Annotated in this window: 18 protein-coding genes; 9 read left to right on the top strand and 9 right to left on the bottom strand. The window is 52.8% G+C overall.

The window, feature by feature from the left end; all coding sequences use genetic code 11:
* The first annotated feature begins 272 nt into the window (after window positions 1-272).
* Entirely contained in the window at window positions 273-965 is a 693-nt protein-coding gene (gene araD, locus BEB54_RS16235; protein ID WP_032304255.1) for an L-ribulose-5-phosphate 4-epimerase, read from the top strand.
* 49 nt (window positions 966-1014) lie between these two features.
* Here the strand turns inward: araD and argH are convergent, their stop codons facing one another.
* The 3 genes from argH to argC are packed head-to-tail and all read right to left on the bottom strand — an operon-like array spanning window position 1015 to window position 4237.
* Window positions 1015-2388, bottom strand: coding sequence for an argininosuccinate lyase (gene argH / locus BEB54_RS16230; protein WP_105277510.1), 1374 nt, complete (start codon window positions 2386-2388; stop codon window positions 1015-1017).
* Between the two features lie 60 nt (window positions 2389-2448).
* Entirely contained in the window at window positions 2449-3225 is a 777-nt protein-coding gene (gene argB, locus BEB54_RS16225; RefSeq protein ID WP_001362445.1) for an acetylglutamate kinase, read from the bottom strand.
* A gap of 7 nt (window positions 3226-3232) precedes the next feature.
* Window positions 3233-4237: an N-acetyl-gamma-glutamyl-phosphate reductase gene (argC, locus tag BEB54_RS16220; protein WP_000935360.1), complete on the bottom strand. Its 1005-nt coding sequence runs from the start codon at window positions 4235-4237 to the stop codon at window positions 3233-3235.
* Window positions 4238-4390: 153 nt separating this feature from the next.
* Between argC and argE the strand changes: the two genes are divergently transcribed.
* From argE to BEB54_RS16200, 4 genes are all read left to right on the top strand, one after another.
* A complete protein-coding gene (argE, locus tag BEB54_RS16215; protein ID WP_001355357.1) occupies window positions 4391-5542 on the top strand; it encodes an acetylornithine deacetylase in 1152 nt (383 codons plus the stop codon).
* A gap of 301 nt (window positions 5543-5843) precedes the next feature.
* Window positions 5844-8495: a phosphoenolpyruvate carboxylase gene (gene ppc, locus BEB54_RS16210; protein ID WP_001005598.1), complete on the top strand. Its 2652-nt coding sequence runs from the start codon at window positions 5844-5846 to the stop codon at window positions 8493-8495.
* A gap of 183 nt (window positions 8496-8678) precedes the next feature.
* Window positions 8679-10412, top strand: a complete 1734-nt coding sequence (locus BEB54_RS16205) for a phosphoethanolamine transferase CptA (protein ID WP_000556307.1) — start codon at window positions 8679-8681, stop codon at window positions 10410-10412.
* Window positions 10413-10609: 197 nt separating this feature from the next.
* Entirely contained in the window at window positions 10610-11461 is an 852-nt protein-coding gene (locus tag BEB54_RS16200; RefSeq protein ID WP_105277511.1) for an AraC family transcriptional regulator, read from the top strand.
* On the opposite strand, the gene BEB54_RS16195 is transcribed toward BEB54_RS16200, so the two are convergent.
* The 5 genes from BEB54_RS16195 to BEB54_RS16175 are packed head-to-tail and all read right to left on the bottom strand — an operon-like array spanning window position 11448 to window position 16393.
* Window positions 11448-11789: a PTS fructose-like transporter subunit IIB gene (locus BEB54_RS16195; protein WP_000323849.1), complete on the bottom strand. Its 342-nt coding sequence runs from the start codon at window positions 11787-11789 to the stop codon at window positions 11448-11450. The two genes, BEB54_RS16200 and BEB54_RS16195, sit on opposite strands and share 14 nt — an antisense overlap.
* 1 nt (window position 11790) lies before the next feature.
* Window positions 11791-12669 carry a [formate-C-acetyltransferase]-activating enzyme gene (locus BEB54_RS16190; protein WP_105277512.1) on the bottom strand — a complete coding sequence of 293 codons (879 nt, stop codon included), beginning with the start codon at window positions 12667-12669 and terminating at the stop codon, window positions 11791-11793.
* Window positions 12635-14932 (bottom strand): formate C-acetyltransferase, encoded by a 2298-nt coding sequence (locus BEB54_RS16185; RefSeq protein ID WP_105277513.1) that lies wholly within the window; start codon window positions 14930-14932, stop codon window positions 12635-12637. Before BEB54_RS16185 ends, BEB54_RS16190 begins: the two co-directional genes overlap by 35 nt.
* A 50-nt stretch (window positions 14933-14982) precedes the next feature.
* Complete coding sequence (locus BEB54_RS16180; RefSeq protein WP_000161265.1) at window positions 14983-15303, bottom strand: PTS fructose-like transporter subunit IIB; 321 nt, start codon at window positions 15301-15303, stop codon at window positions 14983-14985.
* A 10-nt stretch (window positions 15304-15313) separates the two neighbouring features.
* The gene (locus BEB54_RS16175; protein ID WP_001004472.1) at window positions 15314-16393 is read right to left on the bottom strand and encodes a PTS fructose transporter subunit EIIC; all 1080 of its coding nucleotides are present in this window, start codon (window positions 16391-16393) and stop codon (window positions 15314-15316) included.
* Window positions 16394-16701: 308 nt separating this feature from the next.
* Here BEB54_RS16175 and ptsP point away from each other — a divergent pair, with 308 nt between their 5' ends.
* The 4 genes from ptsP to BEB54_RS16155 all read left to right on the top strand — a co-directional run bounded on the left by ptsP (window position 16702) and on the right by BEB54_RS16155 (window position 21880).
* Window positions 16702-19203 carry a phosphoenolpyruvate--protein phosphotransferase gene (gene ptsP, locus BEB54_RS16170; RefSeq protein WP_105277514.1) on the top strand — a complete coding sequence of 834 codons (2502 nt, stop codon included), beginning with the start codon at window positions 16702-16704 and terminating at the stop codon, window positions 19201-19203.
* Between the two features lie 11 nt (window positions 19204-19214).
* Window positions 19215-19877 (top strand): fructose-6-phosphate aldolase, encoded by a 663-nt coding sequence (fsa, locus tag BEB54_RS16165; protein ID WP_000424845.1) that lies wholly within the window; start codon window positions 19215-19217, stop codon window positions 19875-19877.
* A 10-nt stretch (window positions 19878-19887) separates the two neighbouring features.
* Window positions 19888-20991 carry a bifunctional L-1,2-propanediol dehydrogenase/glycerol dehydrogenase gene (gene gldA / locus BEB54_RS16160; protein ID WP_000373986.1) on the top strand — a complete coding sequence of 368 codons (1104 nt, stop codon included), beginning with the start codon at window positions 19888-19890 and terminating at the stop codon, window positions 20989-20991.
* Between the two features lie 271 nt (window positions 20992-21262).
* Window positions 21263-21880: a DUF1287 domain-containing protein gene (locus BEB54_RS16155; RefSeq protein WP_032185645.1), complete on the top strand. Its 618-nt coding sequence runs from the start codon at window positions 21263-21265 to the stop codon at window positions 21878-21880.
* A 24-nt stretch (window positions 21881-21904) separates the two neighbouring features.
* Here the strand turns inward: BEB54_RS16155 and yijE are convergent, their stop codons facing one another.
* Window positions 21905-22810, bottom strand: a complete 906-nt coding sequence (yijE, locus tag BEB54_RS16150) for a cystine transporter YijE (protein WP_105277515.1) — start codon at window positions 22808-22810, stop codon at window positions 21905-21907.
* Between the last annotated feature and the right edge of the window lie 15 nt (window positions 22811-22825).

Raw genomic sequence — 22825 nt, 5'->3', positions numbered from 1 at the left:
AAATAAGTCTTATTCTGCCATCTAACGAAAAATTTAAATACAAAAACAAAAATAATCGGGCATAGCAATCGCTTCCATTCATGACCGAATACGCCCGAATAAAACCGTTTATACCCACTTATCCTCTTTCGTTGCCTTCTTACATGCCTTGAATATTTTACATTTCTTATATTCAGCGTAATTTAGGAAACATAATTTATGAGCAAAAAAAGCCCAAACTCAAAAGTTAAAGTTTATTTATATAATACATACAGATTATCGTGGAGTTAAAAATGGATATGCTAAAGGAAAAAGTTCTTGCTGCGAATTTATCATTACCCCTTCATCAGTTAGTGACGTTTACCTGGGGAAATGTTAGTGGTGTTGATCGCGAAAAAGGTGTCATGGTTATTAAACCTTCTGGGGTCGAATACAGCCAAATGGGCATTGCAGATATGGTGGTAGTGGATTTACAAAGTGGTGAAGTTATTGATGGACACAGGAAACCCTCTTCAGACACCGATACTCATCTGGCGCTATACCGTGCTTTCCCGGATATTGGTGGTATCGTTCATACCCATTCCCGACACGCCACAATATGGGCTCAGGCCGGAAAAGATCTCACGGCCTTTGGGACAACCCACGCTGATTATTTCTACGGCACTATCCCCTGTACACGCCCCATGAAGGATGACGAAATTAATGGACAATATGAATATGAAACGGGGCGAGTGATTATTGAAACGTTCAGACAACGAGAAATATCTCCCGCTGACATTCCGGCTGTTTTAGTAAACAGTCATGGCCCCTTTGCCTGGGGAACTGATCCCGCGAACGCCGTGCATAACGCCGTTGTACTTGAAGAAATTGCCTATATGAATCTCTTTACACAACAACTACAGCCCCATCTTACGGCTATTCAACAGCCTCTACTGGATAAGCATTTTTTACGCAAGCATGGTGCCAATGCTTATTACGGGCAGTAACCCTCTTAGCATGGCCTGGCGTTTTGCCAAGCCATAAATCGCCTAAGACTTACTCCAACCGCGCCTGCGCAAAAGCAATCGCCTGCGCCACCTGCTGCGGTGAGACGCCGCCTTTTGCCGCACGCTTGTCGAGGCACGATTGTAGCGACAGAATCGGATAGACATCTTCGCCAATCACCTGACTGAATTTCTGCAACTCACTGAGCGGTAGTTCTTCCAGCGGTTTGCCCTGACGAATGGCTTCCACCACCGCTTCACCAACAATATGGTGCGCCTCGCGGAACGGTACGCCTTTCGCCACCAGGTAATCCGCCAGTTCAGTGGCGTTGGCGTAACCCTGCTGAGCCGCTTCCTGGCAACGCGGACGTTTCACCTGAATGCCGTCCAGCACCAGCGCCGCCATATGCAGGCAGTCCAGCCAGGTATCGAGCGCGTCGAACAGACCTTCTTTGTCTTCCTGCATATCTTTGTTATAGGCCAGCGGCAAACCTTTCAGCGTCATCATCATGCCAGTCAACGCGCCCTGAACACGACCGCATTTACCCCGAATCAGCTCCAGCGCATCCGGGTTTTTCTTCTGCGGCATTAATGATGAACCGGAAGTCACGCGATCAGAAAGCTCCACAAAACCGGCTTCACCGGTGTTAAAGAAAATCAGATCTTCGGCAAAACGCGACAAATGCACCATACCGATAGCGGCGGCAGAAAGCAGTTCCAGCACGTGGTCGCGGTCAGAAACGCTGTCGAGACTGTTACGGGTCGCCGAGGCAAAGCCCAGCCAGCCTGCTAACTGTTCACGGTCGATTTCATAAGCCGTTCCCGCCAGTGCGCCACAGCCTAACGGGCTGACATCCAGACGCTTAAGCGCATCCTGCAAACGGCTTTCATCACGCGCCAGCATCTCAACATAGGCCAGGCACCAGTGAGCGAACGTCACCGGCTGGGCGCGTTGCAGGTGAGTGTAACCAGGCATTACCGCGTCCTGATTGTTTTCCGCCGTTTCCACCAGCGCCGATTGCAGCTGTCGGTTAGCCGTCAGCAACTCGCTAACGGTATCCTTGCACCACAGTTTCAGGTCAGTCGCTACCTGATCATTACGGCTACGCCCGGTGTGCAGTTTTTTGCCTAACTGACCCACTTTGTCGATCAGTTTGCCTTCCACCCAGCTATGGATATCTTCGGCGTCGCTTTCAAGAATTTGTTGTGGCCTGGCGCGAACATCTTCCAGCAGCACGTTCAGCGCCTCTTCCAGTTGCGCCTGCTCTTCTGCGGTTAACACGCCGACCGTGACCAGGGCTTTGGACCAGGCCACAGAGCCAACAATATCCTGCTCCGCCAGACGGTAATCAAAGCGCAGTGAGTCGTTGAATTGTTTGAACCGTTGATCTGCTGCCTGGGTAAAACGCCCGCCCCAAAGTGCCATAACTCTGTTTCCTTATTTTGAAATTCAATGCCAGAAAGCTACGTCTCCGGCCAACAAAACTTAAGCTAAAATCCGCGTACCCATCGGCATACCGTTAAACAGTGCCGGAAGCTGTTCCGCATGACGCCAGGAGGCAATATCTACCGGGCGACCCAACGTGCGCGCAGCATCCAGCGCCGCGTTCACTTTCACTATCATGCCGTCAGTAATAATGCCCTGCTCAATCAGTTGTTCTGCTTTCGCGGCGGTCATTTCGGCAATGCGTTGCCCTTTGCCGTCGAGAATGCCGCTGACATCAGAGAGCAAAATCAGATCCGCGCCCAGCGTTGCCGCCAGCGCCGTCGCCGCCTGGTCGGCATTGACGTTCATCAGTTGCCCTTCGTCTGTTACGCCAATGGAGCTGACCACCGGCAGATAACCGTTTTCCAGCAATGTATTGATAAGCTTAGGCGAACCTGGCTGCGCCAGTCCAACATGGCCTAACTCTTCATCGAGCTGGGTCACTTTTACGCTGTCGCCGTCACCGAGAAACAAACCTACGGCTGCAATCTGATGTTTCTTCGCCCATGCCAGCAGGGTTTTATTTGCCGTTCCCGCCAGCGCTCCGGTGATAATGTCTATCTGATCCGCAGGCGTCACCCGCAGGCCGTTTTTCTTTTTCACCGGCAGATTCAGTCCTTTCATCAGCTCATCCACCACGCAGCCGCCGCCGTGGACAATCACCAGCGGACGCTGATGTGACTCGCGATAATTCACCAGGGCGCTAAACAGACGTTCCAGCGCCTCTTCACTATCCAGCAGTACGCCGCCCAGTTTGATAATTAATGGATTCATCATTGCACCCCTAAATAAGAGACTGCGTTTCCGCATAGCCGAAACGAATATTGGCGCACTGTACCGCTTGTGCTGCCGCGCCTTTCAATAAGTTGTCTTCGGTCGCCACAATAATCAGATGTTCCCCCTGAACGGCAAAACCGATATCGCAGAACGGCAGCCCGACGACATTTTTCAGCGCCGGAACGCCTTTGTCATACAACCGTACCAGCGGTTTATGGGCATACGCCTGCTGTAACGCTTGCGCGACTTGCGCCTGGTTCACGCCAGGCTTCAGGCGGCAGGTAATGGTTTCGAGAATGCCGCGCGGGAAATTTCCCAGATGCGGGGTAAAAATAACGTCAGCACCGAGATGCGTGGCGATCTCCGGCTGGTGGCGATGGGTAAAGACACCATACGGTTGCAGGCTAACTTCACAAAAACTATTTGAAATCGCGGCCTTACGTCCTGCTCCGCTCACACCACTGGTGGCGTTGATAACCGGCCACTGATTGAGGTCAAGAAGATCGGCATCAATCAACGGTTTCAGCGCCAATTGCGCCGCCGTCGGATAACAGCCAGGCACCGCAATTAAGTTCGCTTCTTTTAATTTATGACCGCACCACTCCGCCAGACCGTAAGCTGCCTGTTCCAACAGTTCCGGGTATTGATGGCTAAAGCCGTAATATTTTTCATAGAAGGTGGCGTCGTTAACACGAAACGCGCCGGAAAGGTCGAACACCACACAGCCCGCTTCAAGAAATTGTGGCGCTAAATCGTGACTAACTTCATGGGCAGTAGCAAGAAACACCACGTCCACCCCTGGGCTAAACTCACTGATATCCGACATCGGCTGCAACGGCAGATCAACGATGCCTTTTAGCTGCGGATGCAAATCGGAGATTAACTTTCCCGCATCATTGCTTTGCGCTGAAACAGTCAAAGCGGTTATGTTCATATGCGGATGGCGATTTACATAGGTCACTAGCTCTGCGCCAGCGTAACCGCTGGCACCCACAATCAGCGTATTCAACATCGGGGCTATTCACCTTCTTATGTCTGGTTGCCTGGTTAAACGTAAAACATTCACCTTACGGCTGGTGGGTTTTATTACGCTCAACGTTAGTGTATTTTTATTCACAAATACTGCATGAATATTGATACTATCATGACCAGAGGTGTGTCAACAATGAAAAACAAATTACCGCCATTTATCGAGATTTACCGTGCTCTGATTGCCACACCTTCAATAAGCGCCACGGAAGAGGCACTCGATCAAAGCAATGCAGATTTAATCACTCTGCTGGCGGACTGGTTTAAAGATTTGGGCTTCAATGTGGAAGTGCAGCCCGTGCCGGGAACTCGCAACAAATTTAATATGCTGGCAAGTACCGGACAGGGAGCTGGCGGTTTGCTGCTGGCGGGGCATACCGATACGGTGCCATTTGATGACGGCCGCTGGACGCGCGATCCGTTTACGCTGACGGAGCATGACGGCAAGCTTTACGGCTTAGGCACCGCCGACATGAAAGGCTTTTTTGCGTTTATCCTCGATGCACTACGCGATGTCGACGTCACGAAACTGAAAAAACCGCTCTACATTCTGGCGACTGCCGATGAAGAGACCAGTATGGCAGGAGCGCGTTATTTTGCCGAAACTACCGCCCTGCGCCCGGATTGCGCCATCATTGGCGAACCGACGTCGCTGCAACCGGTACGCGCACATAAAGGCCATATCTCGAACGCCATCCGTATTCAGGGCCAGTCGGGGCACTCCAGCGATCCAGCACGCGGAGTTAACGCGATCGAATTGATGCACGACGCCATCGGGCATATTTTGCAATTGCGCGATAATCTGAAAGAACGTTATCACTACGAAGCATTTACCGTGCCATACCCTACGCTCAACCTCGGGCATATTCACGGTGGCGATGCATCTAACCGTATTTGCGCTTGCTGTGAGTTGCATATGGATATTCGTCCGCTGCCAGGCATGACACTCAATGAACTTAATGGTTTGCTCAACGATGCATTGTCTCCGGTGAGCGAGCGCTGGCCGGGTCGTCTGACGGTCGACGAGCTGCATCCACCGATTCCTGGCTATGAATGCCCACCGAATCATCAACTGGTTGAAGTGGTTGAGAAATTGCTCGGAGCAAAGACCGAAGTAGTGAACTACTGTACCGAAGCGCCGTTTATTCAGACGTTATGCCCGACGCTGGTGCTGGGACCTGGCTCAATTAATCAGGCTCATCAGCCTGATGAATACCTGGAGACACGGTTTATCAAGCCCACCCGCGAACTGATCACCCAGGTGATTCACCATTTCTGCTGGCATTAAAACGTAGGCCAAACAATGTCGGATGCGATGCTTGCGCATCTTATCCGACCTACACCTTTGGTGTTACTCAAGGCGATTTTTTAACATTTCCATAAGTTACGCTTATTTAAAGCGTCGTGAATTTAATGGCGTAAATTCCTGCTATTTATTCGTTTGCTGAAGCGATTTCGCAGCATTTGACGTCACCGCTTTTACGTGGCTTTATAAAAGACGACGAAAAGCAAAGCCCGAGCATATTCGCGCCAATGCGACGTGAAGGATACAGGGCTATCAAACGATAAGATGGGGTGTCTGGGGTAATATGAACGAACAATATTCCGCATTGCGTAGTAATGTCAGTATGCTCGGCAAAGTGCTGGGAGAAACCATCAAGGATGCGTTGGGAGAACACATTCTTGAACGCGTTGAAACTATCCGTAAGTTGTCCAAATCTTCACGCGCTGGCAATGATGCTAACCGCCAGGAGTTGCTCACCACTTTACAAAATTTGTCGAACGACGAGCTGCTGCCCGTTGCGCGTGCGTTTAGTCAGTTCCTGAATCTGGCTAACACCGCCGAGCAATACCATAGCATTTCGCCGAAAGGCGAAGCAGCCAGCAATCCGGAAGTGATCGCCCGCACCCTGCGTAAACTGAAAAACCAGCCGGAACTGAGCGAAGACACCATCAAAAAAGCAGTGGAATCGCTGTCGCTGGAACTGGTCCTCACGGCTCACCCAACCGAAATTACCCGTCGTACGTTGATCCACAAAATGGTGGAAGTGAACGCCTGCTTAAAACAGCTCGACAACAAAGATATCGCCGACTACGAACATAACCAACTGATGCGCCGCCTGCGCCAGTTGATCGCCCAGTCATGGCATACCGATGAAATCCGTAAGCTGCGCCCAAGCCCGGTAGATGAGGCCAAATGGGGCTTTGCCGTAGTAGAAAACAGCCTGTGGCAAGGCGTACCGAATTACCTGCGCGAACTGAACGAACAACTGGAAGAGAACCTCGGCTACAAACTACCCGTCGAATTTGTTCCGGTGCGTTTTACCTCGTGGATGGGCGGCGACCGCGACGGAAACCCGAACGTCACTGCCGATATCACCCGCCACGTCCTGCTGCTCAGCCGCTGGAAAGCCACCGATCTGTTCCTGAAAGATATTCAAGTTCTGGTTTCTGAACTGTCGATGGTTGAAGCAACTCCGGAACTGCTGGCGCTGGTCGGCGAAGAAGGTGCCGCAGAACCGTATCGCTATCTGATGAAAAACCTGCGTTCCCGCTTGATGGCGACACAGGCATGGCTGGAAGCGCGCCTGAAAGGTGAAGAAGTACCAAAACCAGAGGGTCTGCTGACGCAGAACGAAGAACTGTGGGAGCCGCTCTACGCTTGCTACCAGTCCCTTCAGGCGTGTGGCATGGGTATTATTGCCAACGGCGATCTGCTCGACACCCTGCGCCGCGTGAAATGTTTCGGTGTACCGCTGGTCCGTATTGATATCCGTCAGGAGAGCACCCGTCATACCGAAGCGCTGGGCGAACTGACCCGCTACCTCGGCATCGGCGACTACGAAAGCTGGTCAGAGGCCGACAAACAGGCGTTCCTGATCCGCGAACTGAACTCCAAACGCCCTCTTCTGCCGCGTAACTGGCAACCGAGCGCCGAAACGCGCGAAGTACTTGATACCTGTCAGGTAATTGCTGAAGCACCGCAAGGTTCCATTGCCGCCTACGTGATCTCGATGGCAAAAACGCCGTCCGACGTACTGGCTGTACACCTGCTGCTGAAAGAAGCGGGTATTGGATTTGCGATGCCGGTTGCACCGCTGTTTGAAACCCTTGATGACCTGAACAACGCCAACGATGTCATGACCCAGTTGCTCAATATCGACTGGTATCGCGGCCTGATTCAGGGCAAACAGATGGTGATGATTGGCTATTCCGACTCAGCAAAAGATGCGGGGGTGATGGCGGCTTCCTGGGCGCAATATCAGGCACAGGATGCATTAATCAAAACCTGCGAAAAAGCGGGTATTGAACTGACGCTGTTCCACGGCCGCGGCGGTTCCATTGGTCGCGGCGGCGCACCTGCCCATGCGGCGCTGCTGTCACAACCGCCAGGAAGCCTGAAAGGCGGCCTTCGCGTGACCGAACAGGGCGAGATGATCCGCTTTAAATATGGTCTGCCAGAAATCACCGTTAGCAGCCTGTCGCTGTACACCGGGGCAATTCTGGAAGCCAACCTGCTGCCACCGCCGGAGCCGAAAGAGAGCTGGCGTCGCATTATGGATGAACTGTCAGTCATCTCCTGCGATCTCTACCGTGGCTACGTACGTGAAAACAAAGATTTTGTGCCGTACTTCCGCTCCGCTACGCCGGAACAAGAGCTGGGCAAACTGCCGTTGGGTTCACGTCCGGCGAAACGTCGCCCGACCGGCGGCGTCGAGTCACTGCGCGCCATTCCGTGGATTTTTGCCTGGACACAAAACCGCCTGATGCTCCCCGCCTGGCTGGGTGCAGGTACGGCGCTGCAAAAAGTGGTCGAAGATGGCAAGCAGAGCGAACTGGAAGCCATGTGCCGCGACTGGCCATTCTTCTCGACGCGTCTCGGCATGCTGGAGATGGTCTTCGCCAAAGCAGACCTGTGGCTGGCGGAATACTATGATCAACGTCTGGTAGACAAAGCATTATGGCCGTTAGGTAAAGAGTTACGTAATCTGCAAGAAGAAGACATCAAAGTGGTGCTGGCGATTGCCAACGATTCTCACCTGATGGCCGATCTGCCGTGGATTGCGGAGTCTATTCAGCTGCGAAATATTTACACCGACCCACTGAACGTATTGCAGGCCGAGTTGCTGCACCGCTCCCGCCAGGCAGAAAAAGAAGGCCAGGAACCGGATCCTCGCGTCGAGCAAGCGTTAATGGTTACTATTGCCGGGATTGCGGCAGGTATGCGTAATACCGGCTAATCTTCCCCCCTCCTGCAAACCCTCGTGCTTTTGCGCGAGGGTTTTCTGAAATACTTCTGTTCTAACACCCTCGTTTTCAATATATTTCTGTCTGCATTTTATTCAAATTCTGGATATCCCTTCAGATATCCTTAAGGAATTGTCGTTACATTCGGCGATATTTTTTCAAGACAGGTTCTTACTATGCATTCCACAGAAGTCCAGGCTAAACCTCTTTTTAGCTGGAAAGCCCTGGGTTGGGCACTGCTCTACTTTTGGTTTTTCTCTACTCTGCTACAGGCCATTATTTACATCAGTGGTTATAGTGGCACTAACGGCATTCGCGACTCGCTGTTATTCAGTTCGCTGTGGTTGATCCCGGTATTCCTCTTTCCGAAGCGGATTAAAATTATTGCCGCAGTAATCGGCGTAGTGCTATGGGCGGCCTCTCTGGCGGCGCTGTGCTACTACGTCATCTACGGTCAGGAGTTCTCGCAGAGCGTTCTGTTTGTGATGTTCGAAACCAACACCAACGAAGCCAGCGAGTATTTAAGCCAGTATTTCAGCCTGAAAATTGTGCTTATCGCGCTGGCCTATACGGCGGTGGCAGTTCTGCTGTGGACACGCCTGCGCCCGGTCTATATTCCAAAGCCGTGGCGTTATGTTGTCTCTTTTGCCCTGCTTTATGGCTTGATTCTGCATCCGATCGCCATGAATACGTTTATCAAAAACAAGCCGTTTGAGAAAACGTTGGATAACCTGGCATCGCGTATGGAGCCTGCCGCACCGTGGCAATTCCTGACCGGCTATTATCAGTATCGTCAGCAACTAAACTCGCTAACAAAGCTACTGAATGAAAATAATGCCTTGCCGCCGCTGGCTAATTTCAAAGATGAATCGGGTAACGAACCGCGCACCTTAGTGCTAGTGATTGGCGAGTCGACCCAGCGTGGACGCATGAGTCTGTACGGTTATCCGCGTGAAACCACGCCGGAGCTGGATGCGCTGCATAAAACCGATCCGAATCTGACCGTGTTTAATAACGTGGTGACGTCTCGTCCGTACACCATTGAAATCCTGCAACAGGCGCTGACTTTTGCCAATGAAAAGAACCCGGATCTGTATCTGACGCAGCCGTCGCTGATGAACATGATGAAACAGGCGGGTTATAAAACCTTCTGGATCACCAACCAGCAGACGATGACCGCCCGCAATACCATGCTGACGGTATTTTCGCGCCAGACCGACAAGCAGTACTACATGAACCAGCAACGTACGCAGAGTGCGCGTGAATACGACACCAACGTGCTGAAGCCGTTCCAGGAAGTGCTGAATGACCCTGCGCCGAAGAAACTGATCATCGTTCATCTGCTGGGTACGCATATCAAATACAAATACCGCTACCCGGAAAATCAGGGCAAGTTTGATGGCAATACCGATCATGTTCCGCCGGGACTAAGCGCAGAAGAGCTGGAGTCATATAACGATTATGATAACGCTAACCTGTATAACGATCATGTGGTTGCCAGCCTGATTAAAGACTTTAAAGCAGCAGACCCGAACGGTTTCCTGGTTTACTTCTCTGACCACGGTGAAGAGGTTTACGACACGCCGCCGCACAAAACTCAGGGGCGTAATGAGGACAACCCGACGCGTCATATGTACACCATTCCGTTCCTGCTGTGGACGTCAGAAAAATGGCAAGCGACTCATCCGCGTGATTTCTCGCAGGATGTTGATCGTAAATACAGCCTGGCGGAGCTTATCCACACCTGGTCAGATTTGGCAGGCTTATCTTACGACGGTTACGACCCAACCCGCTCGGTGGTAAACCCACAGTTCAAAGAAACCACCCGCTGGATTGGTAACCCGTATAAGAAAAACGCACTGATCGATTACGACACTCTGCCGTATGGCGATCAGGTGGGTAATCAGTAATTATCAGCCAAGTGCTATTTGCCGGATGCGACGCTTGACGCGTCTTATCCGGCCTACAGATCGCGGCGGTAGGCCAGATAAAGCGACTGAAACTGCCGCAATGTTTACATCGCACTCCCATCAGGCCACACTTTTCAGGTGGCCTTTTTTCATAATGCCAGTTACTGTTTTCCCGTCTATGTACCTAAGGGAATAACATGTATCACGACGTCAGCTATCTGCTCTCCCGCCTGATCAACGGCCCGCTGTCGCTGCGCCAGATTTACTTTGCCAGCAGCAACGGTCCGGCGCCCGATCTTGCGTATCAGGTCGATTTTCCACGGCTGGAAATAGTGCTGGAAGGTGAATTTGTTGATACCGGCGCTGGCGCAACGTTAGTTCCCGGCGATGTGCTGTACGTTCCCGCTGGCGGCTGGAATTTTCCACAATGGCAAGCCCCCGCCACTACCTTTAGCGTGCTGTTTGGCAAACAGCAACTCGGCTTCAGCGTCGTGCAATGGGATGGCAAACAATATCAAAATCTGGCGAAGCAACACGTCGCCCGACGCGGCCCGCGCATTGGTTCTTTTCTGCTACAAACGCTCAATGAAATGCAAATGCAGTCGCAGGAGCAGCAAACGGCCAGACTTATCGTCGCTAGCCTGCTTAGCCACTGCCGCGATTTGCTTGGCAGCCAAATCCAGACCGCCTCACGCAGCCAGGCACTATTCGAAGCTATTCGCGATTATATCGACGAACGCTATGCCTCCGCGCTTACCCGCGAATCTGTCGCACAGGCGTTCTATATTTCGCCAAATTACCTCTCGCACCTGTTTCAAAAAACGGGGGCTATTGGATTTAACGAATACCTGAATCACACGCGACTGGAACACGCTAAGACGTTATTGAAAGGCTATGACCTGAAGGTAAAAGAAGTGGCGCACGCCTGCGGCTTTGTTGACAGCAACTACTTCTGCCGTCTGTTTCGTAAAAACACCGAACGCTCGCCGTCGGAATATCGTCGGCAATACCATAGCCAACTGACAGAAAAATCGACTACTCCAGAATAAGATGGGTTTGCTGCGGCGCAGAAAGCACTTTACGCACCGCGCTCATCACCCGCTGCGGCTCACGCAGGAACGCGTAGATGCTGCATTGCACGTAGCGGCAATGTTCAAATCGCTCAGCACCGGCAAGTTCAATATCCGTAATCAACAGCGCAACATCCGCCCGGCGGATATCCTCGTCCGCTAAACGATTCTCCGTTCCCAAAGCACCCTGAGTTTCAATGCTGACGCCCCACTTCTCTAACTGGCACAACTTTTCCAGCCGTTCCGCCGCCATATAAGTATGCGCCACGCCACTGACGCAGGCGGTTACTGCCACCAGGTATGCCATTTTAACCTCCCACGGTAACCTGAAATCCGGCCCGTTCTGCCATTTCGCGCATCGTTGTCACATCGGCTGACGACGGCGCAGGCACCTCTTTCATCGACCATGTTTTCCCCAGCAGGCGGTATTTCGGTTCGCCGTACTGGTGAAACGGTAACAGATGGATCTGCCTGATATTCAGCGGGATCAGTACGTCCAGCGCCTGCTGCATATTCTCCCGACTGAGCGTGAAACCTGGGATCAGTGGCAAGCGCGGTATCACATTAACACCTTCGCTCACCAGCAAACGTAGGTTCTCCAGCACGCGCGGCAGGTTCATCTTCACCACATCCCGCGCCTGAGTTGCATCCATTATTTTTAAATCGAACAACACTTCATCGCACAATTTCGCCAGCGGTAACAGCTTGCTGGCTGGAGCGTCTCCGGCAGTTTCGATGGCGCATGACACGCCCCACAGACGAAGTCGCTGTAAAAAACGGGTAGCAAACTCCGCCTGCATTAACACTTCGCCGCCAGAAAGCGTGACGCCACCGCCGGACGCGCGAAAGAAAATGTCATCTTTCATCACTTCCCGCTCCAGCGCGTCAAGGCTGATATCGCGACCAATCCGTTCAAATGCGCCGGAGGGGCATTCATCCGCATCACGCAAACATTTTGCGCAGTGCAGGCATTTCGCCTCTCTGCGCACCGTCTGGATTTTGCCGGAGATCGACTCCGGATTAGCACACCACGGGCAAAGATGCGGGCAGCCTTTAAAAAAGACCACCGTACGAATGCCCTCGCCGTCATTCAGTGAATAACGCTGAATGTTGAAAATGCGCGCCACATCATCGCGGCGCGTTTCCACAACGTTACAGCTGATGCGCTGTCCGGCGGATGATGTCATCCTGGATCTCCTTCGACAGTTCGACAAAGAAGGCGCTGTATCCGGCAACGCGCACCACCAGCCCGGCATAATCTTGTGGGCGCTGTTGAGCTTCCCGCAACGTGTCAGCGTTCACCACGTTAAACTGAATATGCTGCAACTTAAGCTGGGTAAATGCCCGTAAGAAGTCGGCCAGTTTGCGTAATCCCGCTTCACCTTCCAGGGTCGCCGGAGTGAATTTCACGTTCAGCAATGTACCGTTAGAAAGCAGCGTGTTATCGAGCTTGCTGACTGATTTCAGTACCGCCGTTGGTCCTTGTGCATCCTGGCCCAGCATGGGAGACAAACCACCATCTGCCAGTTGTTCCCCGGCAAAACGGCCGTCTGGCGTCGCACCAACCACCGATCCCAACGGGACGTGAGCAGAAACGGTATACGATCCCGGCGTGAAGTAGCCACCGCGCGGGTTCTGGTATTTTTCCACTTCTTTGCAGTAATGACGCAGGAGTTCGGCGCTAATGTTATCCACCTCGTCGATATCGTTACCGTATTTCTCAAAGCGGTTAATTAAGCGAGCGCGGACTTTTTCGCCTTCTGGCGTTGCGAAGTTGGCTTTTAATACCGACAGCAATTCGTCAAAACTTAAACGCTGTTGCTCAAAAACCATCCCTTTCAACGCATGGAGAGAATCGCTCAGGTTGGCGATACCGATCCCCTGTACGCCGGAGAAGTTATAACGCGCGCCGCCATCGGTAATATCGCGGCCATTTTCCAGACAATCGCTGATAAACGACGAGAGCAGCGGTACAGGAGCCCAGTCACGATGGCCGATATCACAAATATTGCTGCCTTCAACCATCAGGGTGATGTAGTGGCTGATCTTGACGCGGATCTGTTCCAGCAAACCTTCATAACTCAGCGCGGCATTGTCTTCATTTTCATGCAAGCAGATTTCCATCACTTTCAGCAGGTTAAACATCGCGATGTCATGCAAGCCGTAGGTTCTGCCAGGAATAGATAATTCCACGCAGCCCACTACGGAATAGTCGCGCGCATCTTCCAGCGAAACGCCACGGTTGAGGAACGCTGGCACCACCACTTCATCGTTAAAGATTTGCGGAATCCCCGTGCCGAGGCGGATGGTTTCTGCGGTTTTCATCAGGAAAGGCGTGTCGATCAAGGCGTTAGTGCGCACGCCGAGGTTCGGTTGCGGCAATTGCACGCTTTGATAAGCATCGAGACAGAGGAACGAAAGCACGTTCACTGCGCTACGTCCGTTCTCGGTTAACCCACCGAGCAGGGCGGTATAGCCGGTTGGGAAACCTGCGAAATAACGCGCGCTGCTGGTGGAGCGCAACAGCACGATGTCATTGCATTTCACCCATAAAGATTCGAGCAGTTCTTTCAGGAACGCCGGATCTTCGCCCTGGGTTAATGATGCCTGATAGAAAGGCAACATATACTGGTCGAAGCGCCCTAAAGACAGCGAGCTGGCGTTGGATTCGTATTGCAGAATGATGTTCATGTACCAGAACAACTGGCACGCTTGCCAGAACGTCTGCGGCTTATGTTCGGCGTTATGGCGGGAGATCTCCGCGATAGTCAGCAGTTCTTCGCGACGCTGGGCATCAGTGCAGTTTGCCGCCATCGTTTCCGCCAGTTCGGCGTAACGCAAAATGTGTTTCTGCGAGGCTTCGAGCAATAACAGCGCAGCCTGATAAAAGTGATTCTCCGGCTGTTGCTGGCAATGTTGCTGCATCTGCGCCACCAGCTCACCCAGCCCGTGATTCAGCAGGCGCGGGTAATCAATAATGATGTGCCCCTGGCCTTTATCTGTCTGGTTGATACTGAAAATCTGCGTGCTGGTCGCGACTTTTACTTCATCCGTCATCTGCCCGTTGATGAAATCTTTCATCGAACGTTTTTCCCAGTATGGGAACAGCTCTTCGCGGTAGATACGTTTATCTTCTTCACTAATGGCGAAGCGGTCCTGCGGTCGCGTCGGAAATTGATCCAGCTCTTTCAGCAGCCAGTAAGGGTCCATTTCCGGCGACATAATCCCGGCGCGCGGTTTTACGGTACGGTTACCAGCAATCAGTTCTTCATCACGAATCGAAATTTCAACATGTTCAAGGATATACGCTGTTGCTTTCGCCCGGCGCAATATCACTGGTTCGCCTTCGGTTTGCCGATGGCTGGCGGTATAAAGCAGCGCCCGCTCCAGCGAGATTTCACGGGTATTAGCAAACAGTGCAGTTTTAAGGCGAGAGATACGATTCGTCATGAGGAACTCCTGTGGGGAAGCGAACCCGCCCTTGCGAGCGGGATAAGGACTTAAGCGGTTTGTGCCAGGTGAGCTTCAATTTTGCTCATAATGGCGTCAGCGCGTTTTACCGCGTCGCTGATGTTGACGCGCACAATGGTCTTGCCAGCAAAACGCTCTTCAAACTTGATGCCGATATCTTTGGTCAGAATCACCATATCGGCGCTCGCCACGTCTTCCGCAGTCAGTTCATTTTCCAGACCAATCGAGCCCTGAGTTTCTACTTTCACTTCCCAACCTTTCGCTTTCGCAGCGCTTTCAAGCGCCTCTGCCGCCATATAAGTATGGGCAACACCAGATGGACATGCGGTTACTGCAATAATTTTCGTCATGGCTCGTTCCTCAATTAATTTCAAAATCCAAATCCAGGTCGTCTTCTTTTTCATCAGATGAAGACCCATTTTTACGCGCCAGACTTTTCAGCACGTTCACACAAACTGCTGTCACTACTGCCCCGACAGCCACTGCTGCGATATAACCCAGCTTGCCTTCAACCACAGGCAGCACAATCAGACCACCCCAGCCTGCATAGCACTGCGCACCGACCAGCGCCGCAGTTACCGCACCACAAACAGAACCGACCATGATGGAAGGAATGACTCGCAACGGATCGGCAGCGGCGAAAGGAATCGCCCCTTCGGTGACACCAACGCACCCCATCACCAGCGCCGCTTTGCCGGTTTCACGCTCTTCTGCAGAGAAATTTTTACGACCAATCAGCGTCGCCAGCCCCATACCCAGCGGTGGAACACAGATCCCCACGGCAGCAATGGCCACCACGGTATAAACGCCCTGAGCCACACAGATCAGCATGAAGGCATAGGCCACTTTGTTAACCGGGCCGCCCATATCAAAGGCCAGCATCAATCCCATGATCACCGCCAGCATCACTACGCTGCCTTGTTGCATGCCCTGAAGCCACTGGGTCAGGCTGTTGGTCAACGCCCCCACCGGCTCGCCCAGTCCCCACATCATGACACCAGCGGTAATCAGTGTGCCGACGATCGGAATGATGAAGATTGGCATCACCGAGCGCAGAACTTTATGCACCGGAATTTTCTTCAGGTAATGCACCACGATGCCGCCGATAATCCCGGCGATCAGCGCGCCAAAGAAGCCCGCACCAAAGCTGTTACCAACCCAGGCACCGATGGCGCACGGAGCCAGCGCAGAACGTTCTGCAATGGAATAACCGATGTACGCTGCGAGGAAAGGCACCATCAGCGTCAACCCCGCAACGCCGATATCAAACAGTTTTTTCAGATTCGGATCGGCTACGGCATCCGGCACTGCGCCTTTGCCATACAACATGACGGAAACCGCCAGCAAAATACCGCCCGATACCACGAAGGGAATCATATGTGAAACGCCCGTCATTAAATGCTGACGGGTATTTTTCAGGATCTGCACCAACTCATTCATAAGCTGCTCCCGGGCTTGCGAAAGCCCATGTCCATATTTTTGATGGAGGAAACAATAGGCAATCGCAGGCGGAGCAAACAGTGGATAAAAAGGCCATTTACTGGACTTTTGTAATATCAGTACAAAAATGCGATCCGCCTCATAACTTGCGATAACCCGGAAGCATGCCGCAGAACGGCGTCTTGTGAGACGCGTCGCAAATTGACGGTTACATTACATTTGTCCAGCTTTTGGCAGATTTGTCACATGGCAGGCCGTTGCCGTGCGCTCTTATCCTGTAAACAGAAAACCGTACCGGGAGAGAGGCAATGGCCCTGATTGTGGAATTTATTTGTGAGCTACCTAACGGCGTACATGCGCGTCCGGCAAGCCACGTTGAAACGCTGTGTAATACTTTTTCATCACAAATTGAGTGGCATAACCTGCGCACTGACCGCAAGGGCAACGCCAAAAGCGCCCTTGCGCTGATTGGCACCGATACGCTGGTGGGCGATAACTGCCAGTTACTGATTTCGGGGGCCGACGAGCAGGAAGCGCACCAGCGTTTAAGCCAATGGCTGCGCGATGAATTCCCCCACTGCGACGCACCGCTGGCAGAAGTAAAATCTGACGAACTGGAGCCGCTGCCGGTTTCACTGACCAACCTGAATCCGCGAATTATCCGCGCCCGCACCGTGTGCAGCGGTAGCGCAGGCGGCATTCTGACGCCGATCTCTTCTTTAGATCTCAATGCGCTGGGTAACCTCCCCGCAACCAACGGCGTTGACGCCGAGCAATCCGCGCTGGAAAACGGCCTGACACTGGTACTGAAAAATATTGAGTTTCGTCTGCTGGATAGCGACGGTGCTACCAGCGCGATTCTGGAAGCGCACCGCTCCCTGGCTGGCGATACTTCCCTGCGCGAACATTTACTGGCAGGCGTCAGCGCCGGATTAAGCTGCGCCGAAGCAATTGTCGCCAGTGCGAATCACTTTTGCGAAGAGTTCGCCCGTTCCAGCAGCAGCTACCTGCAAGAACGCGCGCTGGATGTGCGCGATGTCTGCTTCCAGTTACTCCAGCAAATCTACGGCGAGAAACGCTTTCCGGCACCGGGCAAGCTGACGCAGCCCGCCATTTGTATGGCTGATGAACTGACCCCTAGCCAGTTCCTCGAACTGGATAAAAATCACCTCAAAGGATTGTTGCTCAAAAGCGGCGGCACCACCTCACACACGGTGATCCTTGCCCGTTCGTTCAACATTCCGACGCTGGTTGGTGTGGATATTGATGCCCTTACTCCGTGGCAGCATCAAACGATTTATATCGACGGCAACGCTGGGGCGATTGTGGTTGAGCCTGGAGAAGCCGTAGCCCGTTATTATCAGCAAGAAGCCCGCGTACAGAACGCCCTTCGTGAGCAACAGCGTGTCTGGCTGACCCAACAAGCCCGTACCGCTGACGGTATCCGCATTGAAATTGCCGCTAACATCGCTCACTCCGTCGAAGCGCAGGCCGCATTCGGCAATGGTGCGGAAGGCGTTGGTTTGTTCCGCACTGAAATGCTCTATATGGATCGCACCAGTGCACCGGGCGAAAGCGAGCTGTACAACATTTTTTGTCAGGCGCTGGAGTCCGCCAACGGACGCAGCATTATTGTGCGCACTATGGATATTGGCGGTGACAAACCCGTTGATTATCTGAATATTCCCGCAGAGGCAAACCCGTTCCTCGGTTATCGCGCCGTACGTATTTATGAAGAGTACGCCTCGTTGTTTACCACGCAGCTACGATCGATCCTGCGCGCCTCCGCTCATGGCAGCCTGAAAATCATGATCCCGATGATCTCTTCAATGGAGGAGATCTTATGGGTGAAAGAAAAACTGGCGGAAGCTAAACAGCAGCTCCGTAACGAACACATTCCGTTTGATGAGAAGATCCAGCTCGGTATCATGCTTGAGGTGCCGTCAGTAATGTTCATCATCGATCAATGCTGTGAAGAGATTGATTTCTTTAGTATTGGTAGTAATGACCTGACGCAATATCTGCTGGCAGTGGATCGCGATAACGCTAAGGTAACTCGTCACTACAACAGCCTGAATCCGGCATTCTTACGAGCGCTTGATTACGCCGTGCAGGCAGTGCATCGCCAGGGCAAATGGATTGGTCTGTGCGGTGAACTGGGGGCGAAAGGTTCCGTGCTGCCGTTGCTGGTCGGTTTAGGGCTGGATGAGTTGAGCATGAGTGCACCGTCAATTCCGGCGGCGAAAGCGCGGATGGCGCAACTTGATAGCCGCGAATGCCGCCAGTTACTCAACCAGGCAATGGCCTGCCGTACTTCGCTGGAAGTGGAACACCTGCTGGCACAATTCCGCATGACGCAACAGGACGCACCGCTGGTCACCGCCGAGTGCATCACGCTGGAAAGCGACTGGCGCAGCAAAGAAGAAGTGCTCAAAGGCATGACCGATAACCTGCTGCTGGCGGGCCGCTGCCGCTATCCGCGTAAACTGGAAGCCGATTTGTGGGCGCGCGAGGCCGTTTTCTCTACCGGTCTGGGCTTTAGTTTTGCCATTCCACACAGCAAATCAGAACACATTGAGCAGTCCACCATCATCGTGGCGCGTTTGCAAGCGCCAGTGCGCTGGGGCGATGATGAAGCACAATTCATCATTATGTTAACCCTTAACAAACACGCTGCCGGCGATCAGCATATGCGCATTTTCTCGCGCCTCGCTCGCCGCATCATGCACGAAGAATTCCGTAACGCGCTGGTTAACGCCGCCTCTGCCGACGCTATCGCCAGCCTGCTGCAACATGAACTGGAACTGTAAAAGGAAACATCATGGAACTGTATCTGGACACCGCTAACGTCGCAGAAGTCGAACGTCTGGCACGCATATTCCCGATTGCCGGGGTAACAACTAACCCGAGCATTATCGCTGCCAGCAAGGAGTCCATCTGGGAAGTGCTGCCGCGTTTGCAAAAAGCGATTGGTGATGAGGGTATTCTGTTTGCTCAGACCATGAGTCGTGACGCACAGGGTATGGTGGAAGAAGCGAAGCGCCTGCGCGACGCCATTCCGGGCATTGTGGTGAAAATCCCGGTAACTTCCGAAGGTCTTGCCGCCATTAAAATGCTGAAAAAAGAGGGTATTACTACACTTGGCACCGCTGTATATAGCGCCGCACAAGGGTTATTAGCCGCGCTGGCAGGGGCAAAATATGTTGCTCCGTATGTTAACCGCGTCGACGCCCAGGGCGGTGACGGCATTCGTACGGTTCAGGAGCTGCAAGCGCTGTTGGAAATGCACGCGCCAGAAAGCATGGTGCTGGCTGCCAGCTTTAAAACACCGCGTCAGGCTCTGGATTGTTTGCTGGCAGGATGTGAGTCCATCACCCTACCCTTAGATGTAGCGCAACAAATGCTCAACACTCCTGCGGTAGAGTCGGCTATAGAGAAGTTTGAGCACGACTGGAATGCCGCATTTGGCACTACTCATCTCTAAAGGAGCAATTATGGACCGCATTATTCAATCACCGGGTAAATACATCCAGGGCGCAGATGTCATTAATCGTCTGGGCGAGTACCTGAAGCCGCTGGCAGAACGCTGGTTAGTGGTGGGTGACAAATTTGTTTTAGGTTTTGCTCAATCCACTGTCGAGAAAAGCTTTAAAGATGCTGGACTGGTAGTAGAAATTGCGCCGTTTGGCGGTGAATGTTCGCAAAATGAGATCGACCGTCTGCGTGGCATCGCGGAGACTGCGCAGTGTGGCGCAATTCTCGGTATCGGTGGAGGAAAAACCCTCGATACTGCCAAAGCGCTGGCACATTTCATGGATGTTCCGGTAGCGATCGCACCGACTATTGCCTCTACCGACGCACCGTGCAGCGCGCTGTCTGTTATCTACACCGATGATGGTGAGTTTGACCGCTATCTGCTGTTGCCAAATAACCCGAATATGGTCATTGTCGACACCAAAATCGTCGCGGGCGCACCTGCACGTCTGTTAGCGGCGGGTATCGGCGATGCGCTGGCGACCTGGTTTGAAGCGCGTGCTTGCTCTCGTAGCGGTGCGACCACAATGGCGGGCGGTAAGTGTACTCAGGCAGCGCTGGCGCTGGCTGAACTGTGCTACAACACGCTGCTGGAAGAAGGCGAAAAAGCGATGCTTGCCGCCGAACAGCATGTAGTAACTCCAGCACTGGAACGCGTGATTGAAGCGAACACCTATTTGAGCGGCGTTGGCTTTGAAAGCGGTGGGCTGGCTGCGGCGCACGCGGTGCATAACGGCCTGACTGCAATCCCTGATGCCCATCACTATTATCATGGTGAAAAAGTGGCATTCGGTACGCTGACGCAGCTGGTTCTGGAAAATGCGCCGGTGGAAGAAATCGAAACCGTAGCTGCACTTAGCCATGCGGTAGGTTTGCCAATAACCCTCGCTCAACTGGATATTAAAGAAGATGTCCCGGCGAAAATGCGGATTGTGGCAGAAGCGGCATGTGCAGAAGGTGAAACCATCCACAACATGCCTGGCGGCGCGACGCCAGATCAGGTTTACGCCGCACTGCTGGTAGCCGACCAGTACGGTCAGCGTTTCCTGCAAGAGTGGGAATAATCTATGCCAAACTCCCGGCTTGTCCGGGAGTTTGAACGCAAAATTGCCTGATGCGCTACGCTTATCAGGCCTACGAAATATCTGCAATGCATTGAATTTACGTGTTTTTTATGTCTGACAAGGCGTTCACGCCGCATCCGGCACTCTGTGCCATTAATCTGATACTCCCACGTTGTTCGGGAGTTTTTATCCGCTTCTGGACATTTTCTCCACAGAACAATCGTTAGCCCGGAAGGTCGAATCTGTGAATATTTTTTCACGGACGAAACAGATGAAAGCTTCACTGGCGTTGTTCAGTCTTCTGACGGTATTTACCAGTTACTCCTTAAAATCTCCCGCTGTTCCACCAACCGTGGTACAAATCCAGGCCAACACCAATCTTGCCATCGCAGACGGTGCCAGACAGCAAATTGGCAGCACGCTATTTTACGATCCGGCGTATGTGCAGCTTACTTATCCTGGCGGTGATGTCCCACAAGAACGCGGTGTATGTTCCGATGTGGTGATCCGCGCCCTGCGCAGCCAGAAGGTCGATTTGCAAAAACTGGTTCACGAAGATATGGCGAAGAATTTTGCCGATTATCCGCAAAAGTGGAAGTTAAAGCGCCCGGACAGCAACATCGATCACCGTCGGGTGCCTAATCTGGAAACCTGGTTTACCCGCCACGATAAAACACGCCCCACCAGCAAAAACGCCAGTGACTACCAAGCGGGCGATATTGTCTCCTGGCGATTAGATAATGGGCTGGCGCATATCGGAGTGGTGTCAGATGGCTTTGCCCGCGACGGTACGCCGCTGGTGATACATAACATTGGCGCAGGCGCGCAGGAAGAAGACGTGCTGTTTAGCTGGCGGATGGTGGGGCATTATCGGTATTTTGCTAAATGAGCGCTCGCCCCACCTGTAAAAAATTCAGATCCTTTTTACGCTGACGGCTTCTTTTTTCTTACGGCTCACCAGCGCCAGTGCCAGCACAATCAGCACAATGCCGCTACCTTCAACGGCCCCCGGATTTTCACCGAGCAGCCACCAGGAAAAGAGTACGCCGCAAACGGGAACAGCCAGTGTACTTAAGCTGGCAATACTGGCGGGTAAGTTTTTCAATACAAACAGCCATAAGCTCCAGGCCAGCGCTGTCGCCAGAATCGCACTGTAGGCCAGCGCCCAGAACACGGTGGGTTGCCAGTCAATTTCACGTTGCGGCACCAGCCAAGCGACCGCACTCATCACCAGCGCCGCATACAACATCTGCCAGGATGTTAACGACAATAAATCCACGCGCGGATGACGGGCGTAAAGGCGTTTAGCGACAATGGCACTCGCCCCCCAACTGACACCGGAGAGGATCGCCAGCATGGCGCTTTTCATCGAAGAGAAATTGAGTTGCCACGGCTGCAACACCAAAAAAAGGCCGAAAGCGGCAATGAGAATCGCGAAATATTGCCCGCGTCGCAGGCGTTCACCGAGAAACAACGCGGCGAAAATCACCACCCAGAATGGCATGGTATAGCTCAGGATCGCCACCTTCCCCGCTCCGCCGCTCACCAGCGCCCACTGCGCCAGGCCAACCATCCCGCAGGTTTGTAACAGGGCAATGGCTAAGGTGTATTTAAACGGCGTCGGGCGCATTCCGCGACCACGTAATAAAAGGACGATGAATAAAACGAGAGCGCCGAAAATGCAGCGTAAAGCGGTAAAGTCGAAGGCACCGATGTAGCTGGTGACTTGCTTCATGAAAATCCAGCTATAACTCCAGATAAGTGTGAGCACAACCAGGCCACTGATTGCCAGTGGGTTGCTCTTTCCTGCGGCAGACATGAGAGATCCAGTGTG

The organism is Escherichia sp. MOD1-EC6021, from assembly GCF_002965245.1.
Taxonomy (GTDB): Bacteria; Pseudomonadota; Gammaproteobacteria; order Enterobacterales; family Enterobacteriaceae; genus Escherichia; species Escherichia coli_F.
Note: the sequence above shows the minus strand (reverse complement) of the source record. Positions and strands in the feature narration are given on the sequence as shown.